Source organism: Streptomyces sp. A1136 (genome assembly GCF_004795055.1).
Taxonomy (GTDB): domain Bacteria; phylum Actinomycetota; class Actinomycetes; order Streptomycetales; family Streptomycetaceae; genus Streptomyces.
Genome location: NZ_SSBJ01000061.1, coordinates 1 through 26,583 on the forward strand (window position 1 = coordinate 1; position 26,583 = coordinate 26,583).

A 26,583-nucleotide genomic window follows, 5' to 3' on the forward strand; every position below is an offset into this window, starting at 1 on the left:
GATGGCGGCCGCCGGCGTGGACGCCTCGAACACGGAACCCGGGACGGTCCTGCTCCTGCCCGAGGACCCGGACGCCTCCGCGGCCGCGGCGAGGTGGGTCGCCGCGGCCGCGGGCCGCCACGGCGTCGTGTCGGTCACCGGCCGGCCGGCCCCTCGGGGGCGGGCCGGGCCGGGAGCACGGCGGTGACACCCCCGGTTCCGGACGGGAGGGCCCACCACGCCGCGAGTCCGATGATCACTCCGGTCAGCACGGTCGACGGCCCCCCGATGTCGGCGTACAGGAAGTCGGTCAGCTGCCACACGAGCAGTCCGACCGCGATCAGCCCGCAGTCGCGCACCGCGTGCTCACCGCCGGCCGCGTACCGGCGCAGCCCCGCGACGAGGAGGACGGCCCAGCCGCCCGCCAGCGCGGTCAGCCCGATCAGTCCCTGCTCGCTCAGCACCAGCAGGTACATGTTGTGCGGGGACAGCAGCGGCTGCTTGACGAAGGCCTGGCCGGCGCCCGCGGTGTCGCTTCCGGAGGACAGCGCCAGCGAGGAGTGGCCGTCCCGGTTGGCGGGGAAGCCCTTGAGGCCCACCCCGGCGGCCGGCCTCTCCCGCCACATGGACTCGGCGGCGGCCCACATCGTGTACCGGTCGGTGACCGACTGGTCGGGGGCGTCGGAGACCTGCGTGATCGAGGTGAGGCGTTCGGTGACCATCTCGGAGCCGACGCCGAACCCGCCTACCAGCACGACGCCCACCGCCGCCAGCGCCACCACGACCTTGAGCGCCCGCCGGACCCCGGCCAGCACCATCACCAGGACCGCCGCGCCGACCGTCGCGATCCACGCGCCCCGGCTGAAGGAGAGCACCAGCGGCACCGTCAGGCCCGCCGCGCAGCCGGCCGCGATCCGCCTGACCCGCCCGGGCAGTCCCGGCGCGAGGGCGGCGGCGGTCGCCACGACCAGCCCGTAGGCGACGACCGTGGCCATGCCCATGACGTCGCCGGGGCCGAAGGTGCCCACCGCCCGGATGTCGGCGCCCTGGTACGAGGCGCCGGTGTGGGTGACGAACTGGACGACGCCCAAGGCTCCTTGGACCAGCGCGAGAACCACGAAACACCCCGACGCCAACCGGAACTCCCCCGCGTCCCGCACCAGCAGCACGATCGCCGCGGGGACCAGGACGAAGACCTGGAGGTAGCGCACGAACCCGGGCAGGGCCGCGTACGGGTCCCCCGCCGTCACGGTCGCCACCGCGAGGCCCACCGCGGGCACCCCGAGGACGACGGCGCCCAGCGTGCTCAGCGGGCGCACCCGGCCCTGGAGGGCCCGCAGCGCGCAGACGGCCACCAGCAGCAGGGAGGCGGCGTCGGCCGGCCCGACCTTGCCGGAGGTGCTCGCGTCGCCGGCGGGCAGCGGGGCGAGCAGCAGCAGGACGGTCGCGGCCAGCGGCAGCAGCGGCCAGTGCCGGCGCAGCAGCCGCCCGGTGTACGGGCGGCCCCGCGGGAGGGAGTTCGATACGGCGAGGGTCATGCTCAGCTGCCTCCCAGCCGGAAACGGAAGAAGGAGGCCGCGGTCCGGGCCAGGATCCACAGGTCCTGCCACAGCGACCAGGTGTCGATGTAGTGGTTGTCGAAGCGGGCCCGGTCCTCGATGGAGGTGTCCCCCCGCAGGCCGTTGATCTGCGCGAGCCCGGTGATCCCCACCGGCATCCGGTGCCGCGCCTCGTAACCGGGGTGCAGGGTGCTGAACTTCGCGACGAAGAACGGCCGCTCGGGACGCGGCCCCACCAGGCTCATGTCACCCCGTACGACGTTCCACAACTGCGGCAGCTCGTCCAGCGAGGACTTGCGCAGGAAGGAGCCGATCGGGCTCATCCGGCGGTCTCCGGCCACGGTCCACCGGGTGGCGGACTCGTGCGCGTCGGCGCTCAGGGTGCGGAACTTCAACAGGGTGAAGGGCCGTCCGTACAGGCCGACGCGCTCCTGGCGGAAGATCACCCCCGGGCCGTCGGAGAGCCGCACGGCCAGCGCGCAGGCGCCCATCACGGGCGCGGCGGCCAGCAGCGCGACCGCGGCGAGCGAGGAGTCGATGACCCGCTTCGCGTACCTCTCCAACGGCCGGGCGGGACGCGGGAGCAGCGGCTGTACCGCGTACCCCCACAGCTGGTCGGCGGGTTCCGCCACCCGCATGCCGGTGATCTTGGCGGTGCCGGCGGGATCGGCGAGCCACAGCCGGCAGCCGTGGTCGTGGAAGAGCCGGACCAGAGAGGCGGTGCGTTCGTCCGCCTCGGGCGGCCGGGTGAACACCGCGTGGCGGACGGAGTTCTGGATGACGGCCCGCCGCACGTCCTCGTGGGTGGACAGCAGTGGCAGCGGGCCGCTTTCGGCGTCGGGCGCGGAGCCGGTGTCGGCGATCCCGACCGGCCGCAGCCCGTACTCGCGCCGCCCGTGCAGGGCCGCGGCGACGGCGCTCGCGCCCTCGCCGCGCCCGACGACCAGCGCGGAGCAGGGCCTGCGCAGGGCCGCCCGGCGGCGGAGCTGGTTGACCAGCCCCCGCCCGGCGCAGGCCAGTACGGTCTGCAGACACATGGCACCGAGCAGTGCCTGCCATTCGAGCGCCTGGCCCGGCCGGACGGCGGCCAGGACGGCGGCGGCGCCGCACCACAGCACGGCGGCCCGACCGGCCAGCGCGGGCAGTTCGCGCAGCGCGGACGGCGCGAGCCGGGGCCGGTAGAGCCCGGCCTGCGCGTGTAGCGCGGTGACCAGGACGGCGAGGGGGGCCGCGAGTGCGCCGCCGAGGGCCGGGCCGGGCAGGGCCGCCGTGGTCAGTACGGCGGCCAGCGCGTCGACGGTCAGCAGCGGGAGGTTCCCGTCGCCGCGCCGGGCCCGTTGCGGCCGGACGGCGGGCCGGGCCTGATCGGCCTTGGGCCGGCGCGGGGGGTGGATGGCGGTCCCGGCACGGCGGACGGCGGTGGTGCCGCCGGCGGGCCCCGTGCCGCTCTGCCCGGTGTGCCGGGCGGGTGCGCTGTCCATCGTCATCGGCTGATGCGCTCCATGTTCAAGGGCTCGGGGGTCCCTCCGGCTGTACCGGGGGGTGAGTCCCCCCGGTAGGGCGAGGGGGCGGGCCTGCCCAGCAGTTCGTGGTAGAGGCCGGTGACCGCGTCCGTGGTCCGCCGCACGTCGAACTCGGTCCGGGCGTGTTGCCCGGCCTGCTCGCCCAGTTCGGTGAGCAGCCGCGGCTCGGCGAGCAGCCGTCCGAGGGCCTTGGCCAACGCCGTCGGATCCTCCGCGGGCACCAGGCACAGCCGTGCCTGGCCCGGCGGCAGGCTCTCCCGGGCACCGCTGACGTCGGAGACCAGGACCGGACGACCACAGGCCATGGCTTCGAGCGGGGCGAGCGCCATTCCTTCCCACCGCGACGGCAGTACAACGATGTCGGCGGCCCGAAGCCACGGTCGGATGTCGTCGGCGGTGCCCGCGAAGTGGACGCCGGACGGCGCGGCGCGGCGCAGTGCCTCGCCGTCGGGGCCGTCGCCTACCAGCACCAGCCGGGCTTCGGGGACCGTCCCCAGGACCTCCGGCCAGGCGCGGAGCAGGATGTCCTGCCCCTTCTGCGGGCAGAGCCGTCCCACGCAGACGGCCAGCGGCCCGTCTCCCCGGAAGGCCTCCGGCAGCGGCAGTCCGGCGCGCGCGCCGGCCCGGTCCTCGCCCCGGTCGGCGCGGCCGGGGCGGAAGTGGGAGAGGTCCACGCCGTTGCGGATCACCGACCAGCGGGCGGTGACGCCCTCCGACTCCCCGGCCCGACGCTCCGATTCGCTGACGCAGAGCACCCGGTCGGCCCAGCGCGCGCCGAACCGCTCCCAGCGCAGCGCGAGTGCGGCGGTGGCCCCGCCGACGGCGTCGAAGGACCAGGCGTGGGGCTGGAAGACGGTGGGCAGGGAGCCGCGTACGGCGAGCCGTCCGGCGAGCCCGGCCTTGGCGCTGTGGGCGTGCAGGAGGTCGGGGCGGACGTGGCGCACCAGCCGGAGCGCGCCGAGGACTTCGGCGGGCAGGGCCGGTCCGGGGGAACGCCCGGCGTGCCAGGTGTGGGCCTCGGCGCCGGCGGCGCGGGCGGCCTCCCCCAGGGGTCCGTCGGGGCAGCCGACGACGACGCGCAGCCCGGCGGCGGACTGGGCCCGCACGAGGTCGGTGACGACCCGGGCGACCCCGCCGTCGACGGGCTGGACCAGGTGGAGGACGGTGAACGGCTCGGTGGGTGGGTGCGGGGGCCGGCGGTGCGGGGACTGTGCTGTCGAACGATGTGTCGGCACGTGGAGTGGTCTCCTGCGTTCAGCGGCGCGCGTCTGTCTGAACGAAGAGCACACCGAGGAATTGACCCTGACTTTCACCCGTGAACGTGAAGTCCAGACTGCGGGCGCCACCGGACAGGGCGGGGCTCAGATCGAACACGTCCGCGTCGTATCCGAGATTATTCATATATTCAGGCTGTCGTACGAACGACGCCTGGCCGAATTCCGTGATGGTGGAATTCATGACGTCGTTGAAGGGATTTTCTGCATCACTGACGCTCACCCGGCGGCCGCTGTCGGCGGTCACCGTGAGCGAGTCCCCGAGGTTCCCCCGGTCCCCGTCGTAGGCGACCACCCCGACCCGGCCCGCGGATCCCGCCGGCGCGTTCAGCCCGGCCAGTCCCACCGTCCGCGCGGCGTCCCGGCCCGCCCCCGCCGCCAGGCCCTCGAAGCCGTCCCACAGCGACACCCGGCGCAGCGGTTCCTGCGGCTGCTCGTACGCGGCGACGAGCGTCCAGCCACCCCAGGCGCCCGCCTCCGAGCGACCCATGGCGATGTTCAGCTGGGCGACCGTCCACATGCCCGTGCCGCCCTTGCGAACCAGCGGGGTGACGTCGGCCGAGGCCTGGTAGGCATCGCTCGCCGCGTCGGCGCGGTGCCCCACCACGGTGTCGGCCAGCACTTCCTTGTACGCGCCGCCCGGTTCGGCGACCAACACCCGGCCGCTGTCCTCCGGCGGTTTCTGCTCGCCCACCCGCAGGTTCCCGCCCCAGTACAGCCGGGCGTACGAGACCTTCGCCCCCTGCGGGATCTTGAGCTCGGCGCGGGTCGAGTTGTAGGTGTCGGGGTCCTTGTCGACCTCCGTGTAGAACATGTCGTAGTCGCTGTTGACCCCACCCGCGCCGCGCTTGACCTCGGCACAGGGCTCGGCCTGCGGGGCCTCCTCCTTGCGGCAGGTGATCGAGGAGTTGGAGGCCCGGACCAGGCCGCCGTGCTGCACCGCCTGGTAACGCTGGGTGAACGGGACGCTGGGCAGCTCCTTGAACGCGGCGGCTGTCGCCCCGGCCGGCGCGGCGGCGGCACCGGCCGCGGGGACGATCGCCGAAAGCACGAGGCAGGACAGAAGACCGAGCGCGCCGAGGATTCTTCGGGGGGAACCCATGACCCTGCCTCCTATTTTCGATCAAGGGGACAAAACAGGAGTGAACTTTGTCAGAAATCAGGGCTGAAATCACGTGGGACTCGCTCGTACGGCCTTTTGGGCGATAACACGCACCCTCGGAGCGGGCGGGTCGTTATGCGGGTGCACCATTGTTCGAACCGAAAGGGAAAAGCGGATGCGCGCGTGCGGCCCCGCCGTCCACGCCGTCGCGGTCCCCGACCCCCGCGTTCGACACGACCCGGGTCAACGCCGGGCGTCAACCATGGCGGCCGAAACTTCGGCATCCGGGTGAACACACGCAACCCGAGCCGGAACCGCGCCGTTGAGCCGGGTGCTCCAAGTAACGGGCAATCCTGCAAAAAAGGGACGACAATGATCAAGAAGTTTGTGGCCGGCGCAGCGGTTGCCGCCTCCGTCGTGGGCCTTGGTGCCGCCATGGCGCCGCAGGCGATGGCCATCGGCAACGACAACGGCATCAACACCGTGAACGGCAACGGCGCCTCGCAGATCTACGGCAACCAGGCCACCTACGGCAACATGAGCCCGCAGATGGCGCTGATCCAGGGCTCGTTCAACAAGCCCTGCATCGCACTGCCCGCCAAGGCCAACGTGCAGTCGGTCCTCGCCCTGGTCAACGTCGGCGTCCAGGACATCCCGATCCTGTCCAACCCGCAGAACCAGCAGTGCACCGAGAACTCCACCCAGGCCAAGGGCGACGAGCCGCTCTCGCACATCCTGGACAACATCCCGGTCCTCTCCGGCAACGTCTCCGCCGGCAGCTGATCGCGCCCCGCGCCGGGGCCGGGGCCGCCGCACCTTCGGGTCGCGGCGGCCCCGCCGCTTATGAGGCCCGCCCTTTCGCGGCCCGGCCCGGACCTCCGGTCAATCCGGCCCGGACAATTCGACGCCCGGGCGTCGCGCGGTGGGCATCGGGGTGAAATAAAGCGCCTCTCCGGGAAATAACCGGTTTCTTTTCCCGAAGCCACTCGTTGTTAATTTCGCAGTGGATACGCCTCTGCAGGAAGGATCGAAAACAAATGACGTACAAGAAGGCAGTGGTGCTGGCCGCCGGCGTTCTGATGGCCGCCGGTGCCGCCGCTCCCGCCATGGCCGACGCGAGTGCCGAGGGCGCGGCCGTGGGCTCCCCCGGTGTCCTCTCGGGCAACCTGGTCCAGGTCCCCGTGCACGTCCCGGTCAACGTCTGCGGCAACACCGTCAACGTGATCGCGCTGCTGAACCCCACGTTCGGCAACGTCTGCGTCAACGACTGACGGAGCGCGCGCGCCCGCAAGGGCACACCTCCTCGTCAGTGGCCTCGGAGTGCACGGCGGTGCACTCCGGGGCCGCTTCGAATCAGCACCGGCGAGAGCGCCGGTAGAACAGGGAAGGGCCCATGCGACAGGTACTGAGCCGACAGGTACTGGGCAAGGGGGTGCTCACGGCGGCGGCCGCTTCCAGCCTGCTGTCGATCGCGACCGGCGTTGCCTACGCGTACCCGGGGGCGATGGCCGAAGCCGCGCACTCGCCGGGTGTGGCGTCCGGCAACAGCGTCTCGGTACCGATCACCTTCGCGCCGAACGTCTGCGGCAACAGTGTGGACGGGGGTGCGGCCCTCAACCCGGCGTTCGGGAACAGCTGCGTCACCACCACGGGATCGGATTCCGACTCCGACTTCGACTACGGGCGCTACCTGAGCCCCGAGCACGCGAAGGCCTTCGAGCACTACCTCGACGAGCGGCAGGGACGCCACGCGCTGCCCAGCCCGCGGCACGAGGAGCAGCGTGAGGAGGAGGCGCCCCGCCCGCACGCGCCCCGCCACGCCGCCCCACCGCAGGAAGCCCCCCGCCACGAGGCACCGCACGAAGCGCCGCGGCACGAGGACGGCTACGGCGGCTCCGGTACCGGCGCGAGCCGCGAAGACGAGGAGTGCGACGACCACCCCCGGGCCGCGCACCCCGCCCCCCACCCGGCACCGCCCGCGCCCGGCCCCGTGGAGGAAGCCCCGCACACCCTCCCCGCCCCGGCGGAAGAGGCCCCGCACACCCTCCCGGCTCCGGTGGAGGAGGGTTCCGGCCCGCCGCACGGCAGCCAGGTCGTGGAGCGGCCGGCTCCGGCCCCCGCACCCGCGGTGGTCCGGCCCGCCGACCAGCCGCCGGCCGCCCCCGCCGGTGACGTCCCCGTCCACGTGCTCCCCGCCCCCGCACCCGCGCCGGTCGCGGCCCCCGCGCCGGCTCCCGCCCCCGCGCCCGTCGTCGCCCAGCCGCAGGTACGGGCGCCGGAGCTGGCGGCCACGGGAGCCGGCCAGCCCGGAGCCGCGGCGGCGCTCGCCGCGGCATTGGTCCTGGGCGGCGCCATTCTCTACCGGCGCTCCCGTGCCGCCTGAGCGGCAATACCGGTAATCAGAAGAAATATCGGCCGGAGAATCCATTGTTCGGATTCTCCGGCCGTCGCGTTGTTCGCTCGCGCGTTTCCGTATCCGCCCGGAATCGTTAGCCAGGTCGAAAGTGGCGCGACGGTCGCCGCTGGAAAAGGATTTCGAAAAAATGAAGTTCACGAAGGTCGCCGCTGTCGTCGCAGGCTCCGTCGCCGCTCTCGCCGCCACCGCTCCAGCCTTCGCGGCTCAGACGCCGGCCGCGCTGCCGCCCATGAGCCTGACGGGCGGGGTGACGGAGACCTTGAACGCGGTCAACCCCGTCTCCGAGGCTCTCCCCCAGACGGCGGGCAACGCCCTGGCCGAGCAGGGCGACAGCGTGGGCAAGGTCGTCGGCACGGTGCAGACCGTCAACAAGGTCCGCAACGACGTCCCCGGCGAGGTGATGAAGCTCGCGGACGGCGCCACCCAGGCGACCCCGATGCTCGGCGGCGTCCACCTCAACGGCGGGGCCAACTGAGCCGACCGGACCGACCTGGTCCCGACATGACTGTGGGCGCCACCGGCGAGGCCGGGGCGCCCACAGTCGGATGTGCCGACGTCAGTCGTTGACGCAGACGTTGCCGAACGCCGGGTTCAGCGCGCCGATGACGTTGACGGAGTTGCCGCAGATGTTGATCGGAACGTGGACCGGGACCTGGACCAGGTTCCCCGAGAGGACACCGGGGGAACCCACGGCCGCACCCTCGGCCGAGGCGTCGGCGGAGGCGGCGCCCGCGGCACCGGCCACGGCGAGACCAGCGGAGGCCAGGGCCACGGCGGCCTTCTTGGCAGCAGAGTTCATGGGAAGTGCACCTTCTCTTCGACGTCCTGCCCCGATCTCGGGGCTCACATCGAGCGAAACGGTTCTGGTTCCCCGACGACACGGGTACGGCCGAGATCAGACCTGTTCAGCCCAATGGTCATAACCTCGCGCCGCTTCCCGGCCGCACTCCGCCGCCCGGCGACGGCCCTTCGCGCCCTCAGGGGAGGTCGGGCACGTCGGGGATGTCGGGGACGAGGTCGGTCGACGGCTTGACCGGGCTCGCCGCCGGGTTGACGGGGACGGAGACGGACGGGTTCTTCTTGGGCGTGGTGACCGGAAGCGTCGGCAGCCCGGGGATCTCCGGCAGCGTCGGGAGCTTCGGCAGCTCGATCGGCGGCAGTGTCACCCCGGCCGGCAGCAGACCCGACAACGACTTGAGCAGGTCCTGGAGCGTCTTGAGGAGACCGGCGAGGAGGTCGTCGACGGGACCGGCCGCCGCGGCCCGGGCCTCGACCCCCTGGATCTGCTGCTGAACCGCCGCCACTCGACGCGTGAGCGAGGCGGAACTGTCACCGCCCGCGGCGCCCGCAGGGGCTGCCGCGCCGGCAAGTATGACGGCGGCGAGGGCCGACGGGACGAGGACGCGGGTGCGGAACGGCTTCGAGCGCATGGGTTTCCTCACAGTGGTGGCACAAGAGCGGACCTGGGCGATCCACCTCCTTACCCACCGTGCAAACGCCTTGTACGGAGCGCAACCGGAGCGCGGCCGACGGCGGTCCCTCGAAAGGCCCCTCCCACGGGACGTGAGGTCCGGTCGTCCGTCCGCGCCGTGTCGGATCTCGTGCAGGCCTCCGGGCCGCCTCACCCCGGCCGGGTAAACACGTTGCGCCGAACGGGCCGTTTGAGTGAAGCAGCGGAACCAACCCCCTGGGCGGGCAGTTGATCAGGGCGCTCCACAAGCGGGCACTCGTGCGACAAAAGGACCAATGATGCTCAAGAAGATCATGACTGCTGCCGCGGTCACCGCCGCTGCCGTCGGCGCGGGCGCTGCTGTCGCGGCCCCGGCCATGGCCATCGGCAACGACAACGGGATCAACACCGTCAACGGCAACGGTGCCACCCAGATCTACGGCAACCAGAAGACCGAGGGCGCCATGAGCCCGCAGCTCGGCCTGGTCCAGGGCACGCTGAACAAGCCCTGCATCGGCCTGCCGGTGAAGGTCAACGCCCAGTCGATCCTCGCCCTGATCAACGTCGGCGTCCAGGACATCAACGTCCTGTCCAACCCGCAGAACCAGCAGTGCACCGAGAACTCCACCCAGGCCAAGGGCGACGAGCCGCTCTCGCACATCCTGGACAACATCCCGGTCCTGTCCGGCAACCTCTCCAACGGCAGCTGATCGCCGTTCCCCCGGCGGCCTGACGGGCCGTACGGCCCGGGCCCCGGTGCCCGTGGAGCGACGCGGTGACGCGGTCGATGCGGTGTGTGACGTGACGAGGGCCCCGGCAGCCTCCGGCTGCCGGGGCCCTCGTGCGTGGCCGGGCGGGCCTCAACTGGTCCAGAACTCCCACCACCGGGTGAGGATCAGCATCCCGATGATCCCCAGGTGCAGGGCGGGCGGGGCCCAGCCGAACTCGGTGAAGAACTGTCGCGGCGGGCCGGGGGCCGCGTTCGTGGTGACGTTGCGCGCGGTGACCGCCCAGAACATCAAGAGGGTGGCCGCCCAGGTCAGACAGCACCACAGGCAGAGCGCGTTGATCTCGTAGAGGGACTGGATCATCAACCAGGTGCAAAAGCCCGTGCCGAAGAGCATGCCGGCGTTCAGCCCGAGCCAGAACCAGCCCCGGTAGCGGGCGCCGGCGAGCAGGCCGGCGCCGACGCAGACGACCACCCCGTAGGCGACCAGGCCCAGCATCGGGTTGGGGAAGCCGAAGGCCTGCGCCTGCTCGCTCCGCATGACGCTGCCGCAGGAGACCACGGGGTTGAGGCTGCAAGCGGGCTTGAAGGACGGGTCTTCCAGCAGGAGGAACTTGTCGAGGGTGATCACCCAGGAGGCCAGCAGTCCGGCGGCCCCGGTGAGGATCAGGAACCAGGCCAACCGCCTCGAGTCAGGCGCGCCGTCGTCCTCGGTCCGTCTGGAGCGGTCCTGTTGACGCGGGAGGTCCACTGGGGCGGTTGTGGTGCTGTCGGGTGCCGTGCCGTTCGTTGCCATGCGGCCCATAGTCCCGCGCTCCACCCCAGACCGGGCCCAACCATACCCAGGTGTACGCAAGTTGACCTGAAGGGATGGCGGGAACCCCTGATACTTCCCGGACGTTTTAACGAATCCCGGACGTGATGTCAGTGCCAGGGGCTACGTTGTGCTTCCGCGAAGTGACAACCTGCGACGGCCTGGAGACCCACCTTGAGCGATCCGTACGAGACAACCGAGGCCCACCTCGATCGACTCCTGGGCCGCGCCCTGAACTCCTTCGACCTGCCGGACCGGCTGGTCGGGCGCCTGCGTACGGCGCTCGCCCACAGCTCTTCGCTGCACACCACCCACCACAGCCCGTCGGCGGGACTGTGGCGGGAAACCCACCGGCACACCTACCTCCTGGCCGACGGAGGTGCGGTGTCCCTGTGGGAACTGGTCTACCGGCAGCAGGGCGACCGGGTCGTGCGCCACGAGCTGTTCACCGACCGGTCCGAGCTCTGCCTCGCGGTGGCCCGGGTGTTCGGGGAGGTCCCCGCGCAGCCGGCGCGGGACCCGGCGTCGACCGGGGCGGAGGCGGACGACGAGGCCGCCGCGCTGAGCGCCCTGTTCGCGGCCCCGGCCCCCGCGCCGCACCGCGAGTACACGGTGGAGCAGTCCGCCGACCACGCCCGGCGGGTCCTGCGGCGCGCGGAGAACGCGGACCGACCCGGCGAGGGGGTGGCGCTGCGCCTGCGCTCGGCGTACGCGCACCAGATCACCCAGGCGTTCGGCGGCCGGCAGCGGCTGTGGGACGGGCGGGGCGTCGGCTTCACGCTGTACGAGCACGCGTTCGTCCTGATGGACGGCAGCGAGCTGAGCCTGTGGGAGGTCGAGCACACGGCCACGCCGGACGGCCGCCACATGTGCGAGGTGTACGAGAGCGAGGCCGCCGCGCGCGAGGCCATGGAGCTGCGCGCCCGGGTCCGCTGACGCACCGGGTCCGCCGACTCATCGGGCGCGCGGGCGCCACGGCGCGAGGACGAAACGCCGCGAGGAGGGAAACGGCGCGACGTACGCCGGAGCCGCCCCGGAAAGCACGAACGGGCGCGCCCGCCGGAGGCGGACGCGCCCGAGGGGCGTGGCGCTCAGGCGACCTCGGCGCCCTCGCGCTCGGCCATCGGGACCTGCTTGCGCGGCAGCATGAACATCACCGCGAAGATCACGACCAGGACCGCCACCACCCACCACAGCGCGCTGCGGAAGGCCTCGACGTACGGGGCCCCGTAGACCATGTCGTCATCGATCACCCCGAAGAAGACGACGGACGTCAGGCCCAGGCCCAGGGCGTTGCCCATCTGCCCGGTCGTGTTGATCAGGCCGGAGGCGGAGCCGGCGTGCTCGCGCGGGACCTGGGAAAGCACCGTGTCGGTGAGCGGGGCCACGATCAGGCCCATGCCGATGCCCATGACCACGAGGGGTGCGGCCATCTGCCAGGAAGCGATCGCCATGCCGTAGTGGGAGGACTCCCAGATGTAGAGCAGCAGACCCGCGGCCATGGCCAGCGCGCCCGCCTGGAGCACCTTGCGGCCGAAGCGCGGTACGAGCTTCTGGACGGACATGCCGGCGGCCGCCGACACGGCGATCGAGAAGGGAATGCCGGTCGTGCCCGCACGCAGCGGGGTCCAGCCGAGGCCCATCTGCATGTAGAGCGTCCAGACCAGGAAGAAGATGCCGGTCGCGATGCCGAAGGTGAGCTGGACGGCGATGCCGCCCGCGAAGCTCTTGATCGAGAAGAGGGAGAGTTCGACCAGCGGCGAGCCGTCCTTGCGAATCTTGTACTTCTCGTACGCGATGAAGCCGACGAAGAGGAGCGGCGCGGCGGCCATGCAGACGAAGCCCCACAGCGGCCAGTCGTTCTCCCGGCCGTGCGTCAGCGGGAAGATCAGCATGACGAGGGCGAGGGTGGCGAGCACGACGCCGATCAGGTCGAGCCGGAGCGCCTTGGGCGCCTTGGACTCGGTGATGAACTTGGCGCCCAGGATCACACCCGCGATACCGACGGGCAGGTTGATCAGGAAGATCGGGCGCCATTCGAGGCCGAGCAGGTTCCACTCGGTGAGCAGCGCGCCGAGCATCGGGCCGGAGACCGCCCCGAGGCCGACGATCGCGCCGAACATGCCGAAGACCTTGCCGCGTTCGTGGGGCGGGAAGGTGACGTGGATGATCGCGAGTACCTGCGGCACCATCATCGCCGCCATGCCGCCCTGGAGGATGCGGGAGGCGACGAGCACGGAGGGGTTGGCGGCGATGCCGCAGAGCGCCGAGGCGGCGGTGAACCCGGCTATGCCGATGAGGAAGAGTCGCTTGCGGCCGTAGATGTCACCGAGACGGCCGCCCGTGATCAGACCGGCGGCGAAGGCGAGGGCGTACCCGGCGGTGATCCACTGGATCGCGCTCGTGGAGGCGCCGAAGTCCGCGCGCATGCTGGGTATCGCGATGTTGACGATCGTGACGTCCACCAGGTCCATGAACGCGGCGGTCATCACGATGGCGAGCGCCAGCCAGCGGCGGCGGTCGGCGGGTGAGCTGTTGCTCGTGTCGTCGTCGAGGGTGTGGTTCCGCTCTTCTGGTACGGGCCCGTTCTCTCTTTCGGGCGATGTCTGGGCTGTCTCGGTGCTCATGGGATGAAACCTAGACCCCATGTAGGTCAGATTATGTCCTATTTCCCTGGCAGCCTGGTCGTCATGAACGACACCCCCGCCCGGCTGCTCACTCTCCTCTCCCTGCTCCAGACCCCGCGCGAGTGGCCGGGCAGCGAGCTGGCCGAGCGGCTTCGGGTGAGCGCCCGCACCATCCGGCGGGACATCGAGCGGCTGCGCGAGTTGGGGTACCCGGTCGAGGCGACGCTGGGGTCGGAGGGCGGATACCGGTTGGTGGCGGGCGCGGCGATGCCGCCGCTGCTGCTGGACGACGAGGAGGCGGTGGCGATCGCGGTGGGCCTGCGGGCGGGGGCCGGGCACGCGATCGAGGGGGTCGACGAGGCCTCCGTACGGGCCCTCGCCAAGCTGGAGCAGGTGCTGCCGGCGCGGTTGCGGCGCCGGGTGGGGGCGTTGCAGTCGGCCACGGTCGCGGTGACCCGCGGCGACGGGGCGAGCGTGGACCCGCGGACCCTGACGACGATGGCGGCGGCGGTGGCGGGCCCGGAGCGGCTGCGGTTCGCCTACCGGGCCCGGGACGGGGCGGAGTCCCGGCGGCTGGTGGAGCCCTACCGGCTGGTGAGCACGGGGAGCCGGTGGTACCTCGTCGCGTACGACCTGGAGCGGGACGACTGGCGGACCTTCCGGGTGGACCGGGTCGGCGATCCGTTCCCGACGGGCGCGCGGTTCACCCCGCGGGCGCTGCCGGTGGACGCGGCCGAGTTCGTGCGGCGGGGGCTGCGGGGGGCGCAGACGTACGCGGTGGAGGTGACCTTCGCGGCGCCGGCGCAGGCGCTGCCGGGCTGGCTGCGGGGGGAGGAGGTGCCGGTGGCGGGGGGCTGCCGGGTGCGGTTCGAGAGCGGGGACGCGCCGGAATGGCTGGCGGCCCGGCTCGCCCTGACGGGAGAGGAGTTCACGGTCCACTCCCCGCCGGCCCTCGCGGAGGCCGCCCGTGTGCTGGCCGCGCGGCTGGCGAGGTCGAGCCCCGCCGGGGCGTGAGGAACGGGGCCCGCGGGCCGGGGGTGTACGGGGCCGGCCCGGGCAGGGGACCCGGCTTGCGGGAGCCGGGCGGACCGGTCGCCCGGGTCGGGACAGCGGGGAGCCCCCGGCGCCTGGGGGGATAGGCGCCGGGGGCTCGTATGGGGGGCTTCGTCGTGCCGAGGACCGATCAGGCCACGGCGTCGAAGCCGGTGTCGCGCGCCATCCGCTTCAGTTCGAGCAGCGCGTGCTTCTCGATCTGCCGGATGCGCTCGCGGGTCAACCCGTGCTGCTTGCCGACCTCGGTCAGCGTGCGCTCGCGGCCGTCCTCGATCCCGTACCGCATCTTGATGATCGACGCGGTGCGCTGGTCGAGCTTGCCGAGCAGGTCCTCCAGCTCCTCGCTGCGCAGCAGCGAGAGCACGGACTGCTCCGGGGAGATGGCGGAGGTGTCCTCCAGCAGGTCCCCGAACTGGGTGTCGCCCTCGTCGTCGACGGCCATGTTGAGGCTGACCGGGTCGCGCGCCCAGTCCAGTACGTCGCCGACGCGCTTCTCCGTCGTGTCCAGCTCGGCGGCGATCTCCGCGTGCTCCGGGTCGCGTCCGTTCTCACGGTTGAACTCGCGCTGGATGCGGCGGATGCGGCCGAGCTCCTCGACGAGGTGGACGGGCAGACGGATGGTGCGGGACTGGTCGGCGATCGAGCGTGTGATGGCCTGGCGGATCCACCACGTCGCGTACGTGGAGAACTTGAAGCCCTTGGTGTAGTCGAACTTCTCGACAGCGCGGACCAGGCCCGCGTTGCCCTCCTGGATCAGGTCGAGCAGCGGGAGCCCGCTGCGCGGGTAGCGGCGGGCGACGGCGACGACCAGGCGGAGGTTGGAACGGATGAAGACTTCCTTGGCGCGCTCTCCCTCGGCCGCCAGGGCTTCCAGTTCCTCGCGCGCGGGGCTCTCCCCGGCGGGCTCTATCGCGCCGTCGAGGATCTGCCGGGCGTAGACGCCCGCCTCGATGATCTGCGACAGCTCCACTTCCTTGGCCGCGTCGAGCAGGGGGGTGCGCGCGATCTCGTCCAGGTACATGCCGACCAGGTCGCGGTCGGCGATCTCGCCGCCCGCGGCGCGGGCACTGCCCGTGGACTGACTGCGGGCGACGGCGCGGGTTGCCATGCGTGCTCCCTTGCGATGCGATGGATTTCGGTCGCGGTGCGGCTGCCGGACGCCTCGGCTGCGAGAGGTGCGGCACGGTCGACGCGTCCTTCGGACACTCTCCCGAGTGCCCGCTTCCGAAGGAAACAACGACTGGAATCGGGACAGAATTCCCACGCGGTCCCCTCTTTTCCCAGATCTTGCAGTATCCTTCCTCGCCATCCCCGGCGGACGGGGCATGGAGAAGGACCGCGAGAGCCGGCAGAGGTACAGGTCAGGGCGGGTGCCGACGCCGTCGCTCCGACTTCGGCAGATGTCCGCGACCCCTGCGCCCGTGAGACGCCCGTCACGTCGCGGGGGCGCCGCCCCAGGCCGTGCTTCCCACCAGGAGGACGGCCCCCGCGGGCTCACGGTTGCCTGGACTGGTGAGCGAATGCCCGGAAAACGCGACAAGCGGGCCGTTCCGCCCGGAACCGGTCTAGCCGAACTGCAGGGAGCGCTTGGACAGGCCCATCCAGAAGCCGTCCACGGGAGTGACGGGGGCGGTGAGGTCGCCGGAGGCCTCCGCCGCGCCCAGGGTGACGAAGAGCGGCGCGAAGTGCTCCGTACGGGGGTGGGCCAGCCGGCCGGCCGGGGACTTGGCCTCGAAGTCGAGCAGGGCGTCCACATCGGCGGCGGCCAGCGCCTCGCGACCCCACGCGTCGAACTCCGTCGACCAGCCGGGGACGCCGCCGTGCCGCAGCGCGGCCAGGTTGTGCGTGAAGAAGCCGCTGCCCACGATGAGGACGCCTTCGTCCCGTAGGGGGGCGAGGGTGCGGCCGATCTCCATGAGGCGGACCGGGTCCAGCGTCGGCATGGATATCTGGAGCACCGGGATGTCGGCCTCCGGGAACATCTCCACGAGCGGGACGTACGCCCCGTGGTCGAGCCCCCGGTCCGGGATGTCCTGGACGGGGGTACCGGGCGCCCGCAGCAGAGCACGCACCGAGGCGGCGAGCTCCGGGGCGCCCGGGACGTCGTAGCGCACCCGGTAGTAGTGCTCGGGGAAGCCCCAGAAGTCGTACACGAGAGGGGCCGGCTCGGTGGCGCCGAGGGCCAGCGGGGCCTCCTCCCAGTGCGCGGACACCATCAGGATCGCGCGGGGACGGGGCAGGCCGGCCGACCAGGCGGCCAGTTCGCCCGGCCAGATCGGGTCGTCGGCCAGCGGCGGGGCGCCGTGGCTGAGGTACAGGGCGGGCATGCGGCCCGTCGCCGGGGTGGTGTTCGTAGGCACAGCGCGCTCCTCGTGGCCGGTGCGGGTTCGGCGTACGCCCTCGTACGCGGTCCCTCGAAAAGACTAACCCCGCTTCGTTCAAATTTGAACGAAGCGGGGTCGTCCGTCATTCCCGCACGGGGTGGGGAGCCGTCAGTGGGCGAGCACCGGGACCTTCACCTCGTCCGCGACCCCGCCGCCCGAGGCCACCGGACCACCCGAACCGGGCCGGCCCGTGTTGATCAGCGTGAACGCGATGAGCGAGCTGGTCACCAGGATGCCGACGGCCCACCAGATGGCCGAGGAGTACCCCTGCACCATGGCCTGCGCCTGGATCAGCTTCGCCGCCGCACCGCCCGCGGCGGCCTGCGCCGCGTGGTCGGTCAGGTAGGCGGTCGTCGCCGAGGCGGCGATGGTGTTCAGCAGCGCGGTGCCGATGGCGCCGCCCACCTGCTGCGAGGTGTTCACCATGGCCGAGGCCACACCGGCGTCGGCCGGGTTCACCCCGTGCGTGGCCAGGGACATCGCCGGCATGAACGCCGAGCCCATGCCGAGGCCGAGCAGCAACTGCGCCGGGAGGATCAGTGCCGGGTAGGAGGAGCCGACCTCCAGCTGGGTGAGCAGGAGCATGCCGGTCGCCGCGAGCAGGAAGCCGGGGCCCATCAGCAGCCGCGGCGGGACGCGGGTCATCAGCCGGGCGCCGATCTGGGTGGAGCCCGTGATCATGCCCGCGATCATCGGCAGGAAGGCGAAACCGGTCTTGACGGGCGAGAAGCCCTTCACGACCTGGAGGTAGTAGGTGAGGAAGAGGAACAGGCCGAACATCGCGATGACGGCCAGGCCGAGGGAGAGGTAGACGCCGCCTCGGTTGCGGTCCAGCACGACGCGCATGGGCAGCAGCGGCGACTTCACCCTGAGCTCGGTGAGGACGAAGCCACCGAGCAGCACCACCGAGGAGACGAACATGGCCACGGTGACACCGTCCGACCAGCCCGCGGACTCGGCGCGGGTGAAGCCGTAGACCAGCGCGACCAGCCCGAGGGTCGACAGGATCACGCCCGGGACGTCGAGCCTGGCGCGGTTGCGTCCGCCGGCGGGCTCGCGGATGACCAACCAGGCACCCGCCGCCGCGATGATCGCGAACGGGATGTTGACGAAGAACGTCCAGCGCCAGTTGAGGTACTCGGTGAGGAAGCCGCCGAGGATGAGGCCGACGGCGCCGCCGCCGCCCGCGATCGCACCGTAGATGCCGAAGGCCTTGGCCCGCTCCTTGGCGTCGGTGAACATGACGGCCAGCAGCGACAGGGCGGCGGGCGCCAGCAGCGCGCCGAAGGCGCCCTGGAGGGCGCGGGCGCCCAGCATCATGGCCTCGCCGGTGGCGGCGCCGCCGAGGGCGGAGGCCAGGGCGAAGCCCGTGAGGCCGGTGATGAAGGTCTTCTTGCGGCCCCACTTGTCGGCGATGCGCCCGCCGAAGAGGAGGAGCCCGCCGAAGGCCAGCGCGTAAGCGGTGATGACCCACTGGCGGTTGCCGTCCGAGATGCCGAGGTCGGTCTGGGCGGACGGGAGGGCGATGTTCACGATGGTCGCGTCGAGGACGACCATCAGCTGGGCCAGGGCTATGAAGACGAGGGCCTTCCAGCGGCTGGGGTCCGCAGCCGACGGCGGTGTCGCGGCTGTTTTGGACATGGGGATACCCACTTCACTGTGCGAAATGACGGAATTGCTATGTGGATTCACATTTGAAGGCAAGGGGGGACCGCCGCCGGGGCCTTCGGGCCGCCGGCGCCGCGATCCGGGGTCGGGGCGTCACATGGCGGTCCGCCGCAGGTCGTCCAAGGTGGTCGCGGCGCCGGGCAGTTCGGAACGGGCCGGTGCCCGCAACCCGTCGAGGAACACCTGGAGATGGCGGTGGACGAAACGGTCCGCGTCCGGGCAGCCGGTTCCCGGGAGGGGGCGGCCGAGTTGGGAGAGGGCGACCATCAGGTCGCCGACGCCGACGTCGGTGCGGACGAGTCCGCCGTCCTGGCCCGCGGCCAGCAGGTTCTCGATGGCTTCCCCCAACGCGCGGCGCGCGGCTAGGAGTTCGGGGTGATCGTGGTCGAAGTCCGCGGAGAGCATCGGGCACAGGGCGCCGAACCGCTCGTCCGCCGCCGCGTGCGTGAACCGGCACAGCGCGGCGAAGGCGTCGGACTCCCGGGCCAGGGCCTCCTCGGCGTGGAGGACGACCCGGTCCATCACGTAGAGCACGACGTGGTGCACCAGCGCGGCCCGGTCGGGGAAGTGCCGGTAGAGCGTGGCGTTGCCGACGCCCGCCCTGCGGGCGACCTCGTCGAAGGGGGCGGCCGAGCCGAACTCCACGAAGAGCTCCCGGGCCGCCGCCAGGATGCGCTCCCGGTTGCGGACGGCGTCGGCGCGGGGGCGCGGGAGCCGGCCCCCCTTGCCGTCGGAGTCGGGCCGGGCGGGGTGCGGCTCCGCGCCCGCGAGGTCCACCGACGCCCGGGGGGCGGTCGGGGCCGCCGTGGCGGTGGTGGGGCGCTTCATCGGGGTGCCTCCTCGGGCGCGGGACTCGGGACGTGAACGGCGGGACGTGAACGGCGGGGCCGGGTGCCGCCCCAAACGGGGAAGCCGTCCCCGTTTGGCGGACCTCTGTGCAAACGGGGATCGGCTCCCCGGTTATTTCACTCGTTCGTGTGACCTGGGTCACACTGGAGCGGCCTCGGGTTCCCGTTTGGCCGTCCCCGGCGCGCGGGCGCGCCGCAGCCGTCGGAGGGTGAGCGCACAGAGCAGACCGGGCCCGGCCGGCTGCCGCGGCCCGAAGGCGAGCTCCATGACGCAGACCCGCCACCGGATACGCAGTCCACGCCGCACCTGCGCGTACGTCGGCATCGCCGCGCTGGCCATCGGCGTCACGGCCACCGCCGGCGCCGGGATATCCAGCCGCAGCCACTCGACCGCCGGCCCCTCGGCCACGAGCGTCGACTCCGCGCTCGCGCCCTGCCGGATCGCGAGCACGATGGGCGTCCAGATGTCCGAGGGAATCCCGACGCCGCCCGGGTACTCGCGGTCGACCGGCGAGGTCCGGGCCTTGAACCTGATGATCGACTTCCCCGACGCCAAGGGCGAGGGCTCGGCCATGGACCGGCTGGCGGAGTTCTTCCCCCAGACCTCGGACTGGTTCCGGACCAGCTCGTACGGCCGGCTCACCTACCGGGCCGAGGCGCCCATCCGGAACTGGCTGAGGATGCCGATGCCGTTCGCGGCGTACGGGATCGGGCGCGGGTCCGGGTACGAACCCGGCTACCGACAGCTGGTCGAGCACATCGCGCAGGCCGCCGACCCCGAGGTGGACTTCAGCCGGTACGACCTGATCAACGTCCTGGTCACGCCGAACGCCGGGCCCTCCGCCCTCGACACCGTCCTGTCGGTGACCTTCTCCGGCAACGGCGAGGCGCCGATGGCCGACGGGGTCCCGCTCGCCAACACGTCCTTCGTCTACAGCCGTCAGGACGACGGCTCGGGCTCCTACCGCGAGACCGGCTACCGGGTGCTGCCGCACGAGAACGGCCATGTCTTCGGACTGCCGGACCTGTACACCTCCGACGGGGGCGGCGCGGTCGGGCACTGGGACATCATGAGCGAGGACTGGGGCTCCAACAACGACCTGCTGGGTTGGCACAAGTGGAAGCTGGGCTGGCTGGACAGCGACCAGATCGGCTGTGCGTCGAAGCCCGGGGTCACGGAGCGGGTGCTGACGCCGCTGGGGGTGGAGGGCGGCATGAAGCTGGCCTTCGTACCGCTGAGCGAGAACAGCGGGTACGCGGTGGAGGTGCGGACGCGGGCCGGGAACGACGAGGCCGTGTGCAAGCCGGGCGTGCTGATCTACAAGGTGGACACGCAGGTGGACACCGGGCGCGGGCCCGTGACGGTGTCCGACAGCGCGAGCACCAGCGGGGGGTGCACGCGGCGGCCGAACGTCCACTCGGAGCTGTCGGACGCGCCGTACCGGCCGGGCGAGACCTTCACCGACGAGAAGGCGGGCGTGACCATCGCGGTGGTGGGCGAACCGCGCACCGGGAGCTTCAAGGTCCGGGTGACCCGCAAGTAGCACCGCCGTCCGGCCCGGGCCGGGCGACGGCGGACCACCGCGGGTTCCCCGACGAGTAGCCCTCCGCGGGCCGCGACCGCCCCTTGCGGGCCTGGTCACGCGGTGCATCTGGAGTATCAACCAGGGGTGACAACCAGGACGAACCGACTCTCGTAGAAGTCTACGAAGAGCCGGTTTCAGCCGGCGGAGTTTTCATACCTTCCACCCCTACCTGTCTCCCCCCCGTTGCCTGTGTACTCATCACAAGTCGCAACCAAGCGGGGGATTGTATTTGCCGTGTCCGCGCCGCCACCACGCTCCGTGAGGAAGTCGCGTGGTCCGGATCGCAGTCACGACATCGGCTCTCCTGACCTCTTGTCGAAGGAAGGAGAAAGCCGTGACTGGAACGTCATCCGGTCGGAATGCCGAGCTCGCCGGCCCCGATCCGCGTACCGCCGTCATCGCTGGACCCCCACGACGGCATCCCGCGCAGGCCGACACGCCGTGCGGGTCGCCGGGGCCGAGCGGGCCGCCCCGAACCCTCCCGAGGGCGGCTGGGGTGTCGGCGAACCGCCCGGCGTCTCCGCCAGGCCGGCGGTCGTGAACGCCACCCGCGACGCGACGGGGTCGAGCCTGCCCCACACCCCGGCCGCGCCGGAGCGCACCGTCGGTACCCAGCCCAGATGATCTTCCCCGGATGCCACCGAGAGCGCCGAGTTCGAGGCGGCACCCATCGGGGGCCACTTGTTGTCCCGGGTGCGTGTCCCGCACGGGCAGCGCAACCGGAAACCCCCACCGTCTCCAAAAGGAGTGAACGTGACCGCGCACATCCAAGAAGCGAGCATCCAGGACCTTGAGAACGCCTGGATCGAAGAGGCCATCAGATTGGCGACGAACAGCGTGGCCAACGGCGGCGGTCCGTTCGGCGCCCTGATCGCCAAGGACGGCGAGGTCGTCGCGCTCGGCAACAACCAGGTCACCGCGACCCTGGACCCGACGGCCCACGCCGAGGTGAGCGCGATGCGCGCCGCCTGCAAGGAGCTGAACACCTTCTCCCTCGCGGGTTGCGTCCTCGTCACGTCGTGTGAGCCCTGTCCGATGTGCCTCTCCTCCGCGCTGTGGGCGCGGGTCGACCGGATCGTCTTCGCGGCCGACCGGCACGACGCCGCGGTGGCCGGTTTCGACGACCGCAAGTTCTACGACCTGTTCGAGAAGACGCCCGCCTCGATGTGGCCGATGTCGGTCGAGCAGCTGCACCTGCCGAACCGTACGCAGCCGTTCGACGCGTGGCTGGCCAAGTCGGACCGCATCGACTACTGACCGGCGCCGCGCACAACGGACCGACGACGGCTCGGCCTGACCCCGGCCGGCAACCGGCCCAGGCCGAGCCAAGATCACCCACCCTCTCGGGCCCCGCGCCGGCACCCGGGTATCTCCGCTTACGGATCATGCGCCACCCGCTACACTGACCGCGGTGGCTACGCCCTCACGCGCTGCCACCGCGCGCCTTCGTAGCTCAGGGGATAGAGCACGGCTCTCCTAAAGCCGGTGTCGCAGGTTCGAATCCTGCCGAGGGCACGTGAACCGAAGAAGGCCCCCCACCGGGTGATGGTGGGGGGCCTTCCGGTGTGTTCGGGGCCGGGGGCCGGAGGGAGAGGTCGGCTCGGGCGTCAGCTCAGGCCCTTGCTGCGTTCGCCGATGCGGTCGCCCTGCGGGGAGCCGGAACGCTTGAGGGCCGCCTTCGTGTGCGCTCCGCCCTTGACCTTGGTCGGGACCGGACCCTCGAAGCCGTGACCCGGCGTGCGGGGCAGGTGGGTCTGGTCCGCGGCCTTCGCGATCGCCGCCCGCACGTCCTGCTTGTGCTGTTTGTTCATCCCGTCGTCACTCCCTCGGGAAGCACCCCATAGGTCTGCCAATCGGTCTAACGGGATCGTATGCAGGTATGGGGGGTGGCGCACGCCGATCAAGGGCCGTGCAGGAGCTCCTCCGGGCACGGCGTGCCCCGCGGCAGCTGGTACTTCGCCGCCACCCGGTACTGCCCCGGCGCCGGGGCGAGCAGTTCCGTCCAGACGTCCCCGTCGGCGTCCACCGGGGCCTTGAACAGACAGCCGGCCCAGTTCGCGTACTGCTTGGGCGTCGTGGCCGCCGCCCGCGACGCGAAGGTCTCCTGCGGCGGCGGCACCGCCTTGCCCGCCGCGTCGAGGAGCCCCAGCCAGGGCGAGTGCGGGATGCGCACCAGGACCCGCCCGGCCTCCCGCACCTCGATGACCAACTGGTCGGCGCCCGCCCGCAGCACCGTCGCGGGCCCGGCCACCAGGTCCGTCGGGGCGAGCACCTTGTAAAGCTGCCAGTTCGCGTCCCCCCACACCTGCTGGAGGTACGGCAGCCCCTCCCGCACGAGCTTCGCCTCGTCCGCCCCGCCCGAGTCGGGTTTGTCGGCGGGCAGCACCACGTAGTGCACGGCCCAGCGCTCCAGCCAGGACCGGTAGCTGTCGGCCGTGAGGGTGTCGTCGTAGAAGAGGGGGTTGCGTTCCAGGTCGGCCTGCCGGTTCCAGCCGCGCGCGAGGTTCACGTACGAGGGGAAGGCCGACGACTCGCGGTGGCTGCTGGCCGGGACCACCTCCACCCGCCCCCGGTCGGCGCCCACCTTCTGGAGCTGGTCGACCAGCGGTGCCAGCTCCCGGTTCCAGGCGGCCAGCGGGGTGGTGCGGATGATGTCGGTGATGCTGTTGGCGGTGATCCAGGCCGTCAGCCCGGCGAAGGCGACGACCACCGCGTACCAGCGCCGCGAGCGCGGGACCGTGTACGGGAGCGCCGCGAGCAGCACCGCCCCGCCGAACAGCATCACGAGACGGGTGACGTTCGACCCCACCTGGGAGTCGATCGCCCAGGTCAGGAACACCCCCACGGTGTACACGGCCGACGCGATCCGGACCGTCTTCCACCCCTTGGGGACCAGGAACAGGATCGCCAGCCCGAACACGAACGGCAGCCACGCCGAACCCAGCTTCATCGGCTGCGTGCCCGAGAAGGGGAACAGCCACGCCGACAATCCGACCACGGCCACCGGCGCCAGCCCCAGCGCGTACGCCCCCGGCCGCCGCCCGCTCAGGAACAGCGCGGCCGCGACCACCCCGAGGAAGAGGCCGGCCACCGGGCTGGAGGCGGTGGCCAGCCCGGCGAGCGGGGCGGCGACGGCGGCCTTGGCCCAGCGCCGCTCGGACCACTTGCGCGGCCAACAGAAGACGGCCGCGACCGCGGCCAGCGCGAACATGGCGCCGAGCCCGAAGGTGACCCGGCCGGAGAGGGCGTTGCAGAGCAGCCCGTACACCCCCGCGAGGGCGGGCCACAGTGGGCGCCGTACGGCCCCGCGGCACCGGGTCAGGATCAGCGCGAGCAGACCGGCCGAGGCCGTACCGGCGAGCATCATCGTGGTCCGGACGCCGAGCACGTGCATGAGGTACGGCGAGACCACGCTGTACGAGACCGGGTGCATGCCCCCGTACCAGGCGAGGTTGTACGCCGTGTCGGGGTGGCGGCCGACGAACTCCGCCCACGCGTCCTGCGCGGCGAGGTCGCCGCCGCTGTTGGCGAAGCTGAAGAACCAGGCGACGTGCAAGGCCGCGGCGAGAACGGTGGCGACGACCACCGGGTGCCGATGCGCCCAGTCCAGGCAGGTCCCTTCGCGCGGCCCGGGGTCGCGGGCGCGCTCCGGTCGTCTGTACTCCTCAGCGGTGGTCACTGCCGACGCCCTCTTCCGTCGCGGTCACGCATCCCGGCCCTCCCGGTCCGTCCGGGCTCCCCGGCCACGACTCCCGCGCCTCCGCGGCTCCCCGCGGCTCCCCGCGGCTCCCGGATTCACAGACGCGCTCAGGCGCCCCGGGGTTGTCCGGGGCGCCTGGGCGGGTGGTGGATCACAGGTGTGGATCACAGGTGTGGGGCGTGGGTCGTGGGGCGTGGGTCGTGGGTTGTGGATCGTCGGTCTCGGGTCTCGGGTCGCGGGTCGCGGGTCGCGGATCAGCCGACGCGAGTCAGTTTGCTGCCGATGCCGGGCGCGACGAGATCGCGCTGCAACGCCACCGGCACCTTCACCTGACTGGCGCCCTCGCCGACGGTCAGCACCCCGACCTCCGTCCCCGCCTTCGCGGTCCCCGGCAGCTTGGCGCCGCCGTCACCCAGCTTCACGGTGATCGTGAGCGAGGGCCAGCCGACCGCCTGCACGTCGGCGGTGGCGACGACCGGGGTGTGCCCGCCGAGCCCGTCGTCCACGTACCCGACGACATCGCCCTTCTTGACCACGGTCGCGTTCGTCAGCGCCTTCTGCGTGGCGATCATGACGTCCTTGCTGGCCGCGATGGCGGTCCCGAGGATCGGGACGCCGTACTGGCCGAGCACCGCTCCGACGATCAGCTGGTTCGTCTTGCCGACCTTCTTCTCGGCGGCGAAGAGCAGGTTGCCGCCGGCCTTGGTGGTGGAGCCGGTCTTGATGCCGACGGCGCCGTTGTACGGGACGAGGTCGTTGTAGTTCCGCCAGGACTTGCCGGAGGGGTCGGTCCAGCTCGGGAGCTTGGTGATCGCGAGCAGCTCCGGCATCTCGACGACCTTGAGACCCAGCTTGACCTGGTCCTCCGCGGTGCTGACCGTCGTCGGGTCCAAGCCCGACGGGTCCGTGTAGGTGGTGTTGGTCATGCCCAGGTCCCGGGCGGCGTCGTTCATCTTCTTGACGAACGCCGCCTGGTCACCGCCGGAGTCCCAGCGCGCGAGCAGGCGCGCCACATTGTTGGCGGACGGGATCATGATCGCGGCGAGGGCGTCGTACTCGGAGATCTTGTCGCCCTCCTTCAGCGTGGTGACCGTCGACTCGCCCTCGGACTCCTTGCGACCGTCGTCGACCGCCGCCTTGTCGACGTCGATCATCGCGCCCTTTTCCTTGGGCTTGAGCGGGTGGTCCTTGAGGATCACGTACGCCGTCATGGTCTTGGCCACGCTGCCGATGGCGATCGGCTTCTGCTCGCCGAAGGTCCCGACGGTGCCGAGACCGGCCGCGGCCATGAAGCCCTGGCCCTCCTTCGGCCACGGGAGGGTGGGGGCGCCGCCGTCGAAGGTGTACGAGGCCTTCGCGCTCATGGCGAGCCGGGGCGCGGGCAGCGGGCGTACGAGCTGCACGACGGCCAGGACCACGGCGAGGAGCACGACGATCGGGGCGTAGATCTTGACCCGCCGGAGCGCGGTGCGCAGGGGTGTCGGCGGCGGGGGCGGGTTGTTGGTGAGGTCCGCCAGCATGTCGAGCGGCGGCTTGGGGGGCAGCGGCTGCTGGGTGGTCCGCTCGGCGTCGGGCGAGGGCTGCGGCCGGGTCGGGCGGCCGGTCGGCTGCGGGGCGGTCGCGGGAGGCTTGGGCCCGTCGCCGCCCAGCGGTACGAAGGTGCTGGCGCGGCCCTGCGGGCCGGGTGCGGCCGGCTTCTTCTCCGGCGCGGCGGTGCCCGGCTTGACCGCCCGGAAGACGGCCGTGCGCTCGCTGTCGGCACCGGGATCGGCCGCCGCCGGCTTGCCCGGGGCGGTACGGGGGTCCCCGGAGGGCTTCTTCTCCGGCGCGGCGGTACGCGACTCCTCGGCCGACTTCTTCTCCGGCGCGGCGG

General features: G+C 72.0%; 23 protein-coding genes, 1 tRNA gene and 2 pseudogenes. 11 read left to right on the plus strand and 15 right to left on the minus strand.

What is annotated here, in order from left to right; genetic code table 11:
* A pseudogene (locus E6R62_RS42295) lies at positions 1–94 on the plus strand (coenzyme F420-0:L-glutamate ligase); the annotation flags it as partial.
* Between the two features lie 40 nt (positions 95–134).
* On the opposite strand, the gene E6R62_RS34565 reads toward E6R62_RS42295, so the two are convergent.
* The 4 genes from E6R62_RS34565 to E6R62_RS34580 all read right to left on the minus strand — a co-directional run bounded on the left by E6R62_RS34565 (position 135) and on the right by E6R62_RS34580 (position 5,437).
* Positions 135–1,517 carry an O-antigen ligase gene (locus E6R62_RS34565; RefSeq protein WP_136217439.1) on the minus strand — a complete coding sequence of 461 codons (1,383 nt, stop codon included), beginning with the start codon at positions 1,515–1,517 and terminating at the stop codon, positions 135–137.
* 2 nt (positions 1,518–1,519) lie between these two features.
* On the minus strand, positions 1,520–3,019 hold the full coding sequence (locus E6R62_RS34570) for a sugar transferase (protein ID WP_136217457.1): 1,500 nt from the start codon (positions 3,017–3,019) through the stop codon (positions 1,520–1,522).
* A gap of 2 nt (positions 3,020–3,021) precedes the next feature.
* Positions 3,022–4,215: a glycosyltransferase family 4 protein gene (locus E6R62_RS34575; RefSeq protein ID WP_206308935.1), complete on the minus strand. Its 1,194-nt coding sequence runs from the start codon at positions 4,213–4,215 to the stop codon at positions 3,022–3,024.
* Positions 4,216–4,315: 100 nt separating this feature from the next.
* Positions 4,316–5,437 (minus strand): DUF3344 domain-containing protein, encoded by a 1,122-nt coding sequence (locus E6R62_RS34580; RefSeq protein WP_240802070.1) that lies wholly within the window; start codon positions 5,435–5,437, stop codon positions 4,316–4,318.
* Positions 5,438–5,809: 372 nt separating this feature from the next.
* Between E6R62_RS34580 and E6R62_RS34585 the strand changes: the two genes are divergently transcribed.
* The 4 genes from E6R62_RS34585 (at position 5,810) to E6R62_RS34600 (ending at position 8,328) form a co-directional block, all read left to right on the plus strand.
* Positions 5,810–6,220: a rodlin gene (locus E6R62_RS34585; protein ID WP_136217441.1), complete on the plus strand. Its 411-nt coding sequence runs from the start codon at positions 5,810–5,812 to the stop codon at positions 6,218–6,220.
* 254 nt (positions 6,221–6,474) lie between these two features.
* On the plus strand, positions 6,475–6,708 hold the full coding sequence (locus E6R62_RS34590) for a chaplin (protein WP_136217442.1): 234 nt from the start codon (positions 6,475–6,477) through the stop codon (positions 6,706–6,708).
* Positions 6,709–6,830: 122 nt separating this feature from the next.
* On the plus strand, positions 6,831–7,820 hold the full coding sequence (locus E6R62_RS41950) for a chaplin (protein WP_136217443.1): 990 nt from the start codon (positions 6,831–6,833) through the stop codon (positions 7,818–7,820).
* Between the two features lie 160 nt (positions 7,821–7,980).
* Positions 7,981–8,328: a hypothetical protein gene (locus E6R62_RS34600; RefSeq protein ID WP_136217444.1), complete on the plus strand. Its 348-nt coding sequence runs from the start codon at positions 7,981–7,983 to the stop codon at positions 8,326–8,328.
* Positions 8,329–8,409: 81 nt separating this feature from the next.
* On the opposite strand, the gene E6R62_RS34605 is transcribed toward E6R62_RS34600, so the two are convergent.
* Together E6R62_RS34605 and E6R62_RS34610 are read right to left on the minus strand one after the other, a co-directional pair.
* A complete protein-coding gene (locus E6R62_RS34605) occupies positions 8,410–8,652 on the minus strand; it encodes a chaplin (RefSeq protein WP_136217445.1) in 243 nt (80 codons plus the stop codon).
* Positions 8,653–8,830: 178 nt separating this feature from the next.
* Positions 8,831–9,283, minus strand: a complete 453-nt coding sequence (locus E6R62_RS34610) for a hypothetical protein (protein WP_136217446.1) — start codon at positions 9,281–9,283, stop codon at positions 8,831–8,833.
* A gap of 319 nt (positions 9,284–9,602) precedes the next feature.
* On the opposite strand from E6R62_RS34610, the gene E6R62_RS34615 reads away from it, so the two are divergent.
* Entirely contained in the window at positions 9,603–10,013 is a 411-nt protein-coding gene (locus E6R62_RS34615; protein ID WP_136217458.1) for a rodlin, read from the plus strand.
* Positions 10,014–10,163: 150 nt separating this feature from the next.
* On the opposite strand, the gene E6R62_RS34620 is transcribed toward E6R62_RS34615, so the two are convergent.
* A complete protein-coding gene (locus E6R62_RS34620) occupies positions 10,164–10,826 on the minus strand; it encodes a vitamin K epoxide reductase family protein (protein WP_136217447.1) in 663 nt (220 codons plus the stop codon).
* A 192-nt stretch (positions 10,827–11,018) separates the two neighbouring features.
* Here E6R62_RS34620 and E6R62_RS34625 point away from each other — a divergent pair, with 192 nt between their 5' ends.
* A complete protein-coding gene (locus tag E6R62_RS34625) occupies positions 11,019–11,780 on the plus strand; it encodes a DUF6227 family protein (RefSeq protein ID WP_136217448.1) in 762 nt (253 codons plus the stop codon).
* Positions 11,781–11,935: 155 nt separating this feature from the next.
* Here the strand turns inward: E6R62_RS34625 and E6R62_RS34630 are convergent, their stop codons facing one another.
* Complete coding sequence (locus tag E6R62_RS34630; RefSeq protein ID WP_136217449.1) at positions 11,936–13,471, minus strand: MFS transporter; 1,536 nt, start codon at positions 13,469–13,471, stop codon at positions 11,936–11,938.
* Positions 13,472–13,534: 63 nt separating this feature from the next.
* On the opposite strand from E6R62_RS34630, the gene E6R62_RS34635 reads away from it, so the two are divergent.
* Positions 13,535–14,485 carry a YafY family protein gene (locus tag E6R62_RS34635; protein ID WP_136217450.1) on the plus strand — a complete coding sequence of 317 codons (951 nt, stop codon included), beginning with the start codon at positions 13,535–13,537 and terminating at the stop codon, positions 14,483–14,485.
* 169 nt (positions 14,486–14,654) lie between these two features.
* On the opposite strand, the gene E6R62_RS34640 is transcribed toward E6R62_RS34635, so the two are convergent.
* The 4 genes from E6R62_RS34640 to E6R62_RS34655 form a co-directional block, all read right to left on the minus strand.
* Complete coding sequence (locus tag E6R62_RS34640; protein WP_136217451.1) at positions 14,655–15,632, minus strand: RNA polymerase sigma factor RpoD/SigA; 978 nt, start codon at positions 15,630–15,632, stop codon at positions 14,655–14,657.
* A 457-nt stretch (positions 15,633–16,089) separates the two neighbouring features.
* Positions 16,090–16,851 carry a dioxygenase gene (locus tag E6R62_RS34645; RefSeq protein ID WP_136217459.1) on the minus strand — a complete coding sequence of 254 codons (762 nt, stop codon included), beginning with the start codon at positions 16,849–16,851 and terminating at the stop codon, positions 16,090–16,092.
* Positions 16,852–17,016: 165 nt separating this feature from the next.
* Positions 17,017–18,549, minus strand: coding sequence for an MFS transporter (locus E6R62_RS34650; protein ID WP_136217452.1), 1,533 nt, complete (start codon positions 18,547–18,549; stop codon positions 17,017–17,019).
* A 120-nt stretch (positions 18,550–18,669) separates the two neighbouring features.
* Positions 18,670–19,404 carry a TetR/AcrR family transcriptional regulator gene (locus E6R62_RS34655; RefSeq protein WP_136217453.1) on the minus strand — a complete coding sequence of 245 codons (735 nt, stop codon included), beginning with the start codon at positions 19,402–19,404 and terminating at the stop codon, positions 18,670–18,672.
* A gap of 286 nt (positions 19,405–19,690) precedes the next feature.
* Between E6R62_RS34655 and E6R62_RS34660 the strand changes: the two genes are divergently transcribed.
* From E6R62_RS34660 to E6R62_RS34670, 3 genes are all read left to right on the plus strand, one after another.
* A complete protein-coding gene (locus tag E6R62_RS34660) occupies positions 19,691–20,968 on the plus strand; it encodes a M6 family metalloprotease domain-containing protein (RefSeq protein ID WP_136217454.1) in 1,278 nt (425 codons plus the stop codon).
* A 795-nt stretch (positions 20,969–21,763) separates the two neighbouring features.
* Positions 21,764–22,267, plus strand: a complete 504-nt coding sequence (locus E6R62_RS34665; protein WP_136217455.1) for a nucleoside deaminase — start codon at positions 21,764–21,766, stop codon at positions 22,265–22,267.
* A gap of 185 nt (positions 22,268–22,452) precedes the next feature.
* Positions 22,453–22,525, plus strand: a tRNA-Arg gene (locus E6R62_RS34670).
* Positions 22,526–22,617: 92 nt separating this feature from the next.
* Here the strand turns inward: E6R62_RS34670 and E6R62_RS34675 are convergent.
* The 3 genes and pseudogenes from E6R62_RS34675 to E6R62_RS34685 form a co-directional block, all read right to left on the minus strand.
* A complete protein-coding gene (locus E6R62_RS34675) occupies positions 22,618–22,821 on the minus strand; it encodes a hypothetical protein (RefSeq protein ID WP_136217456.1) in 204 nt (67 codons plus the stop codon).
* Between the two features lie 89 nt (positions 22,822–22,910).
* Positions 22,911–24,620, minus strand: a complete 1,710-nt coding sequence (locus tag E6R62_RS34680; protein ID WP_136217460.1) for an MFS transporter — start codon at positions 24,618–24,620, stop codon at positions 22,911–22,913.
* A gap of 344 nt (positions 24,621–24,964) precedes the next feature.
* Positions 24,965–26,583, minus strand: a pseudogene (locus E6R62_RS34685) (hypothetical protein); the annotation flags it as partial.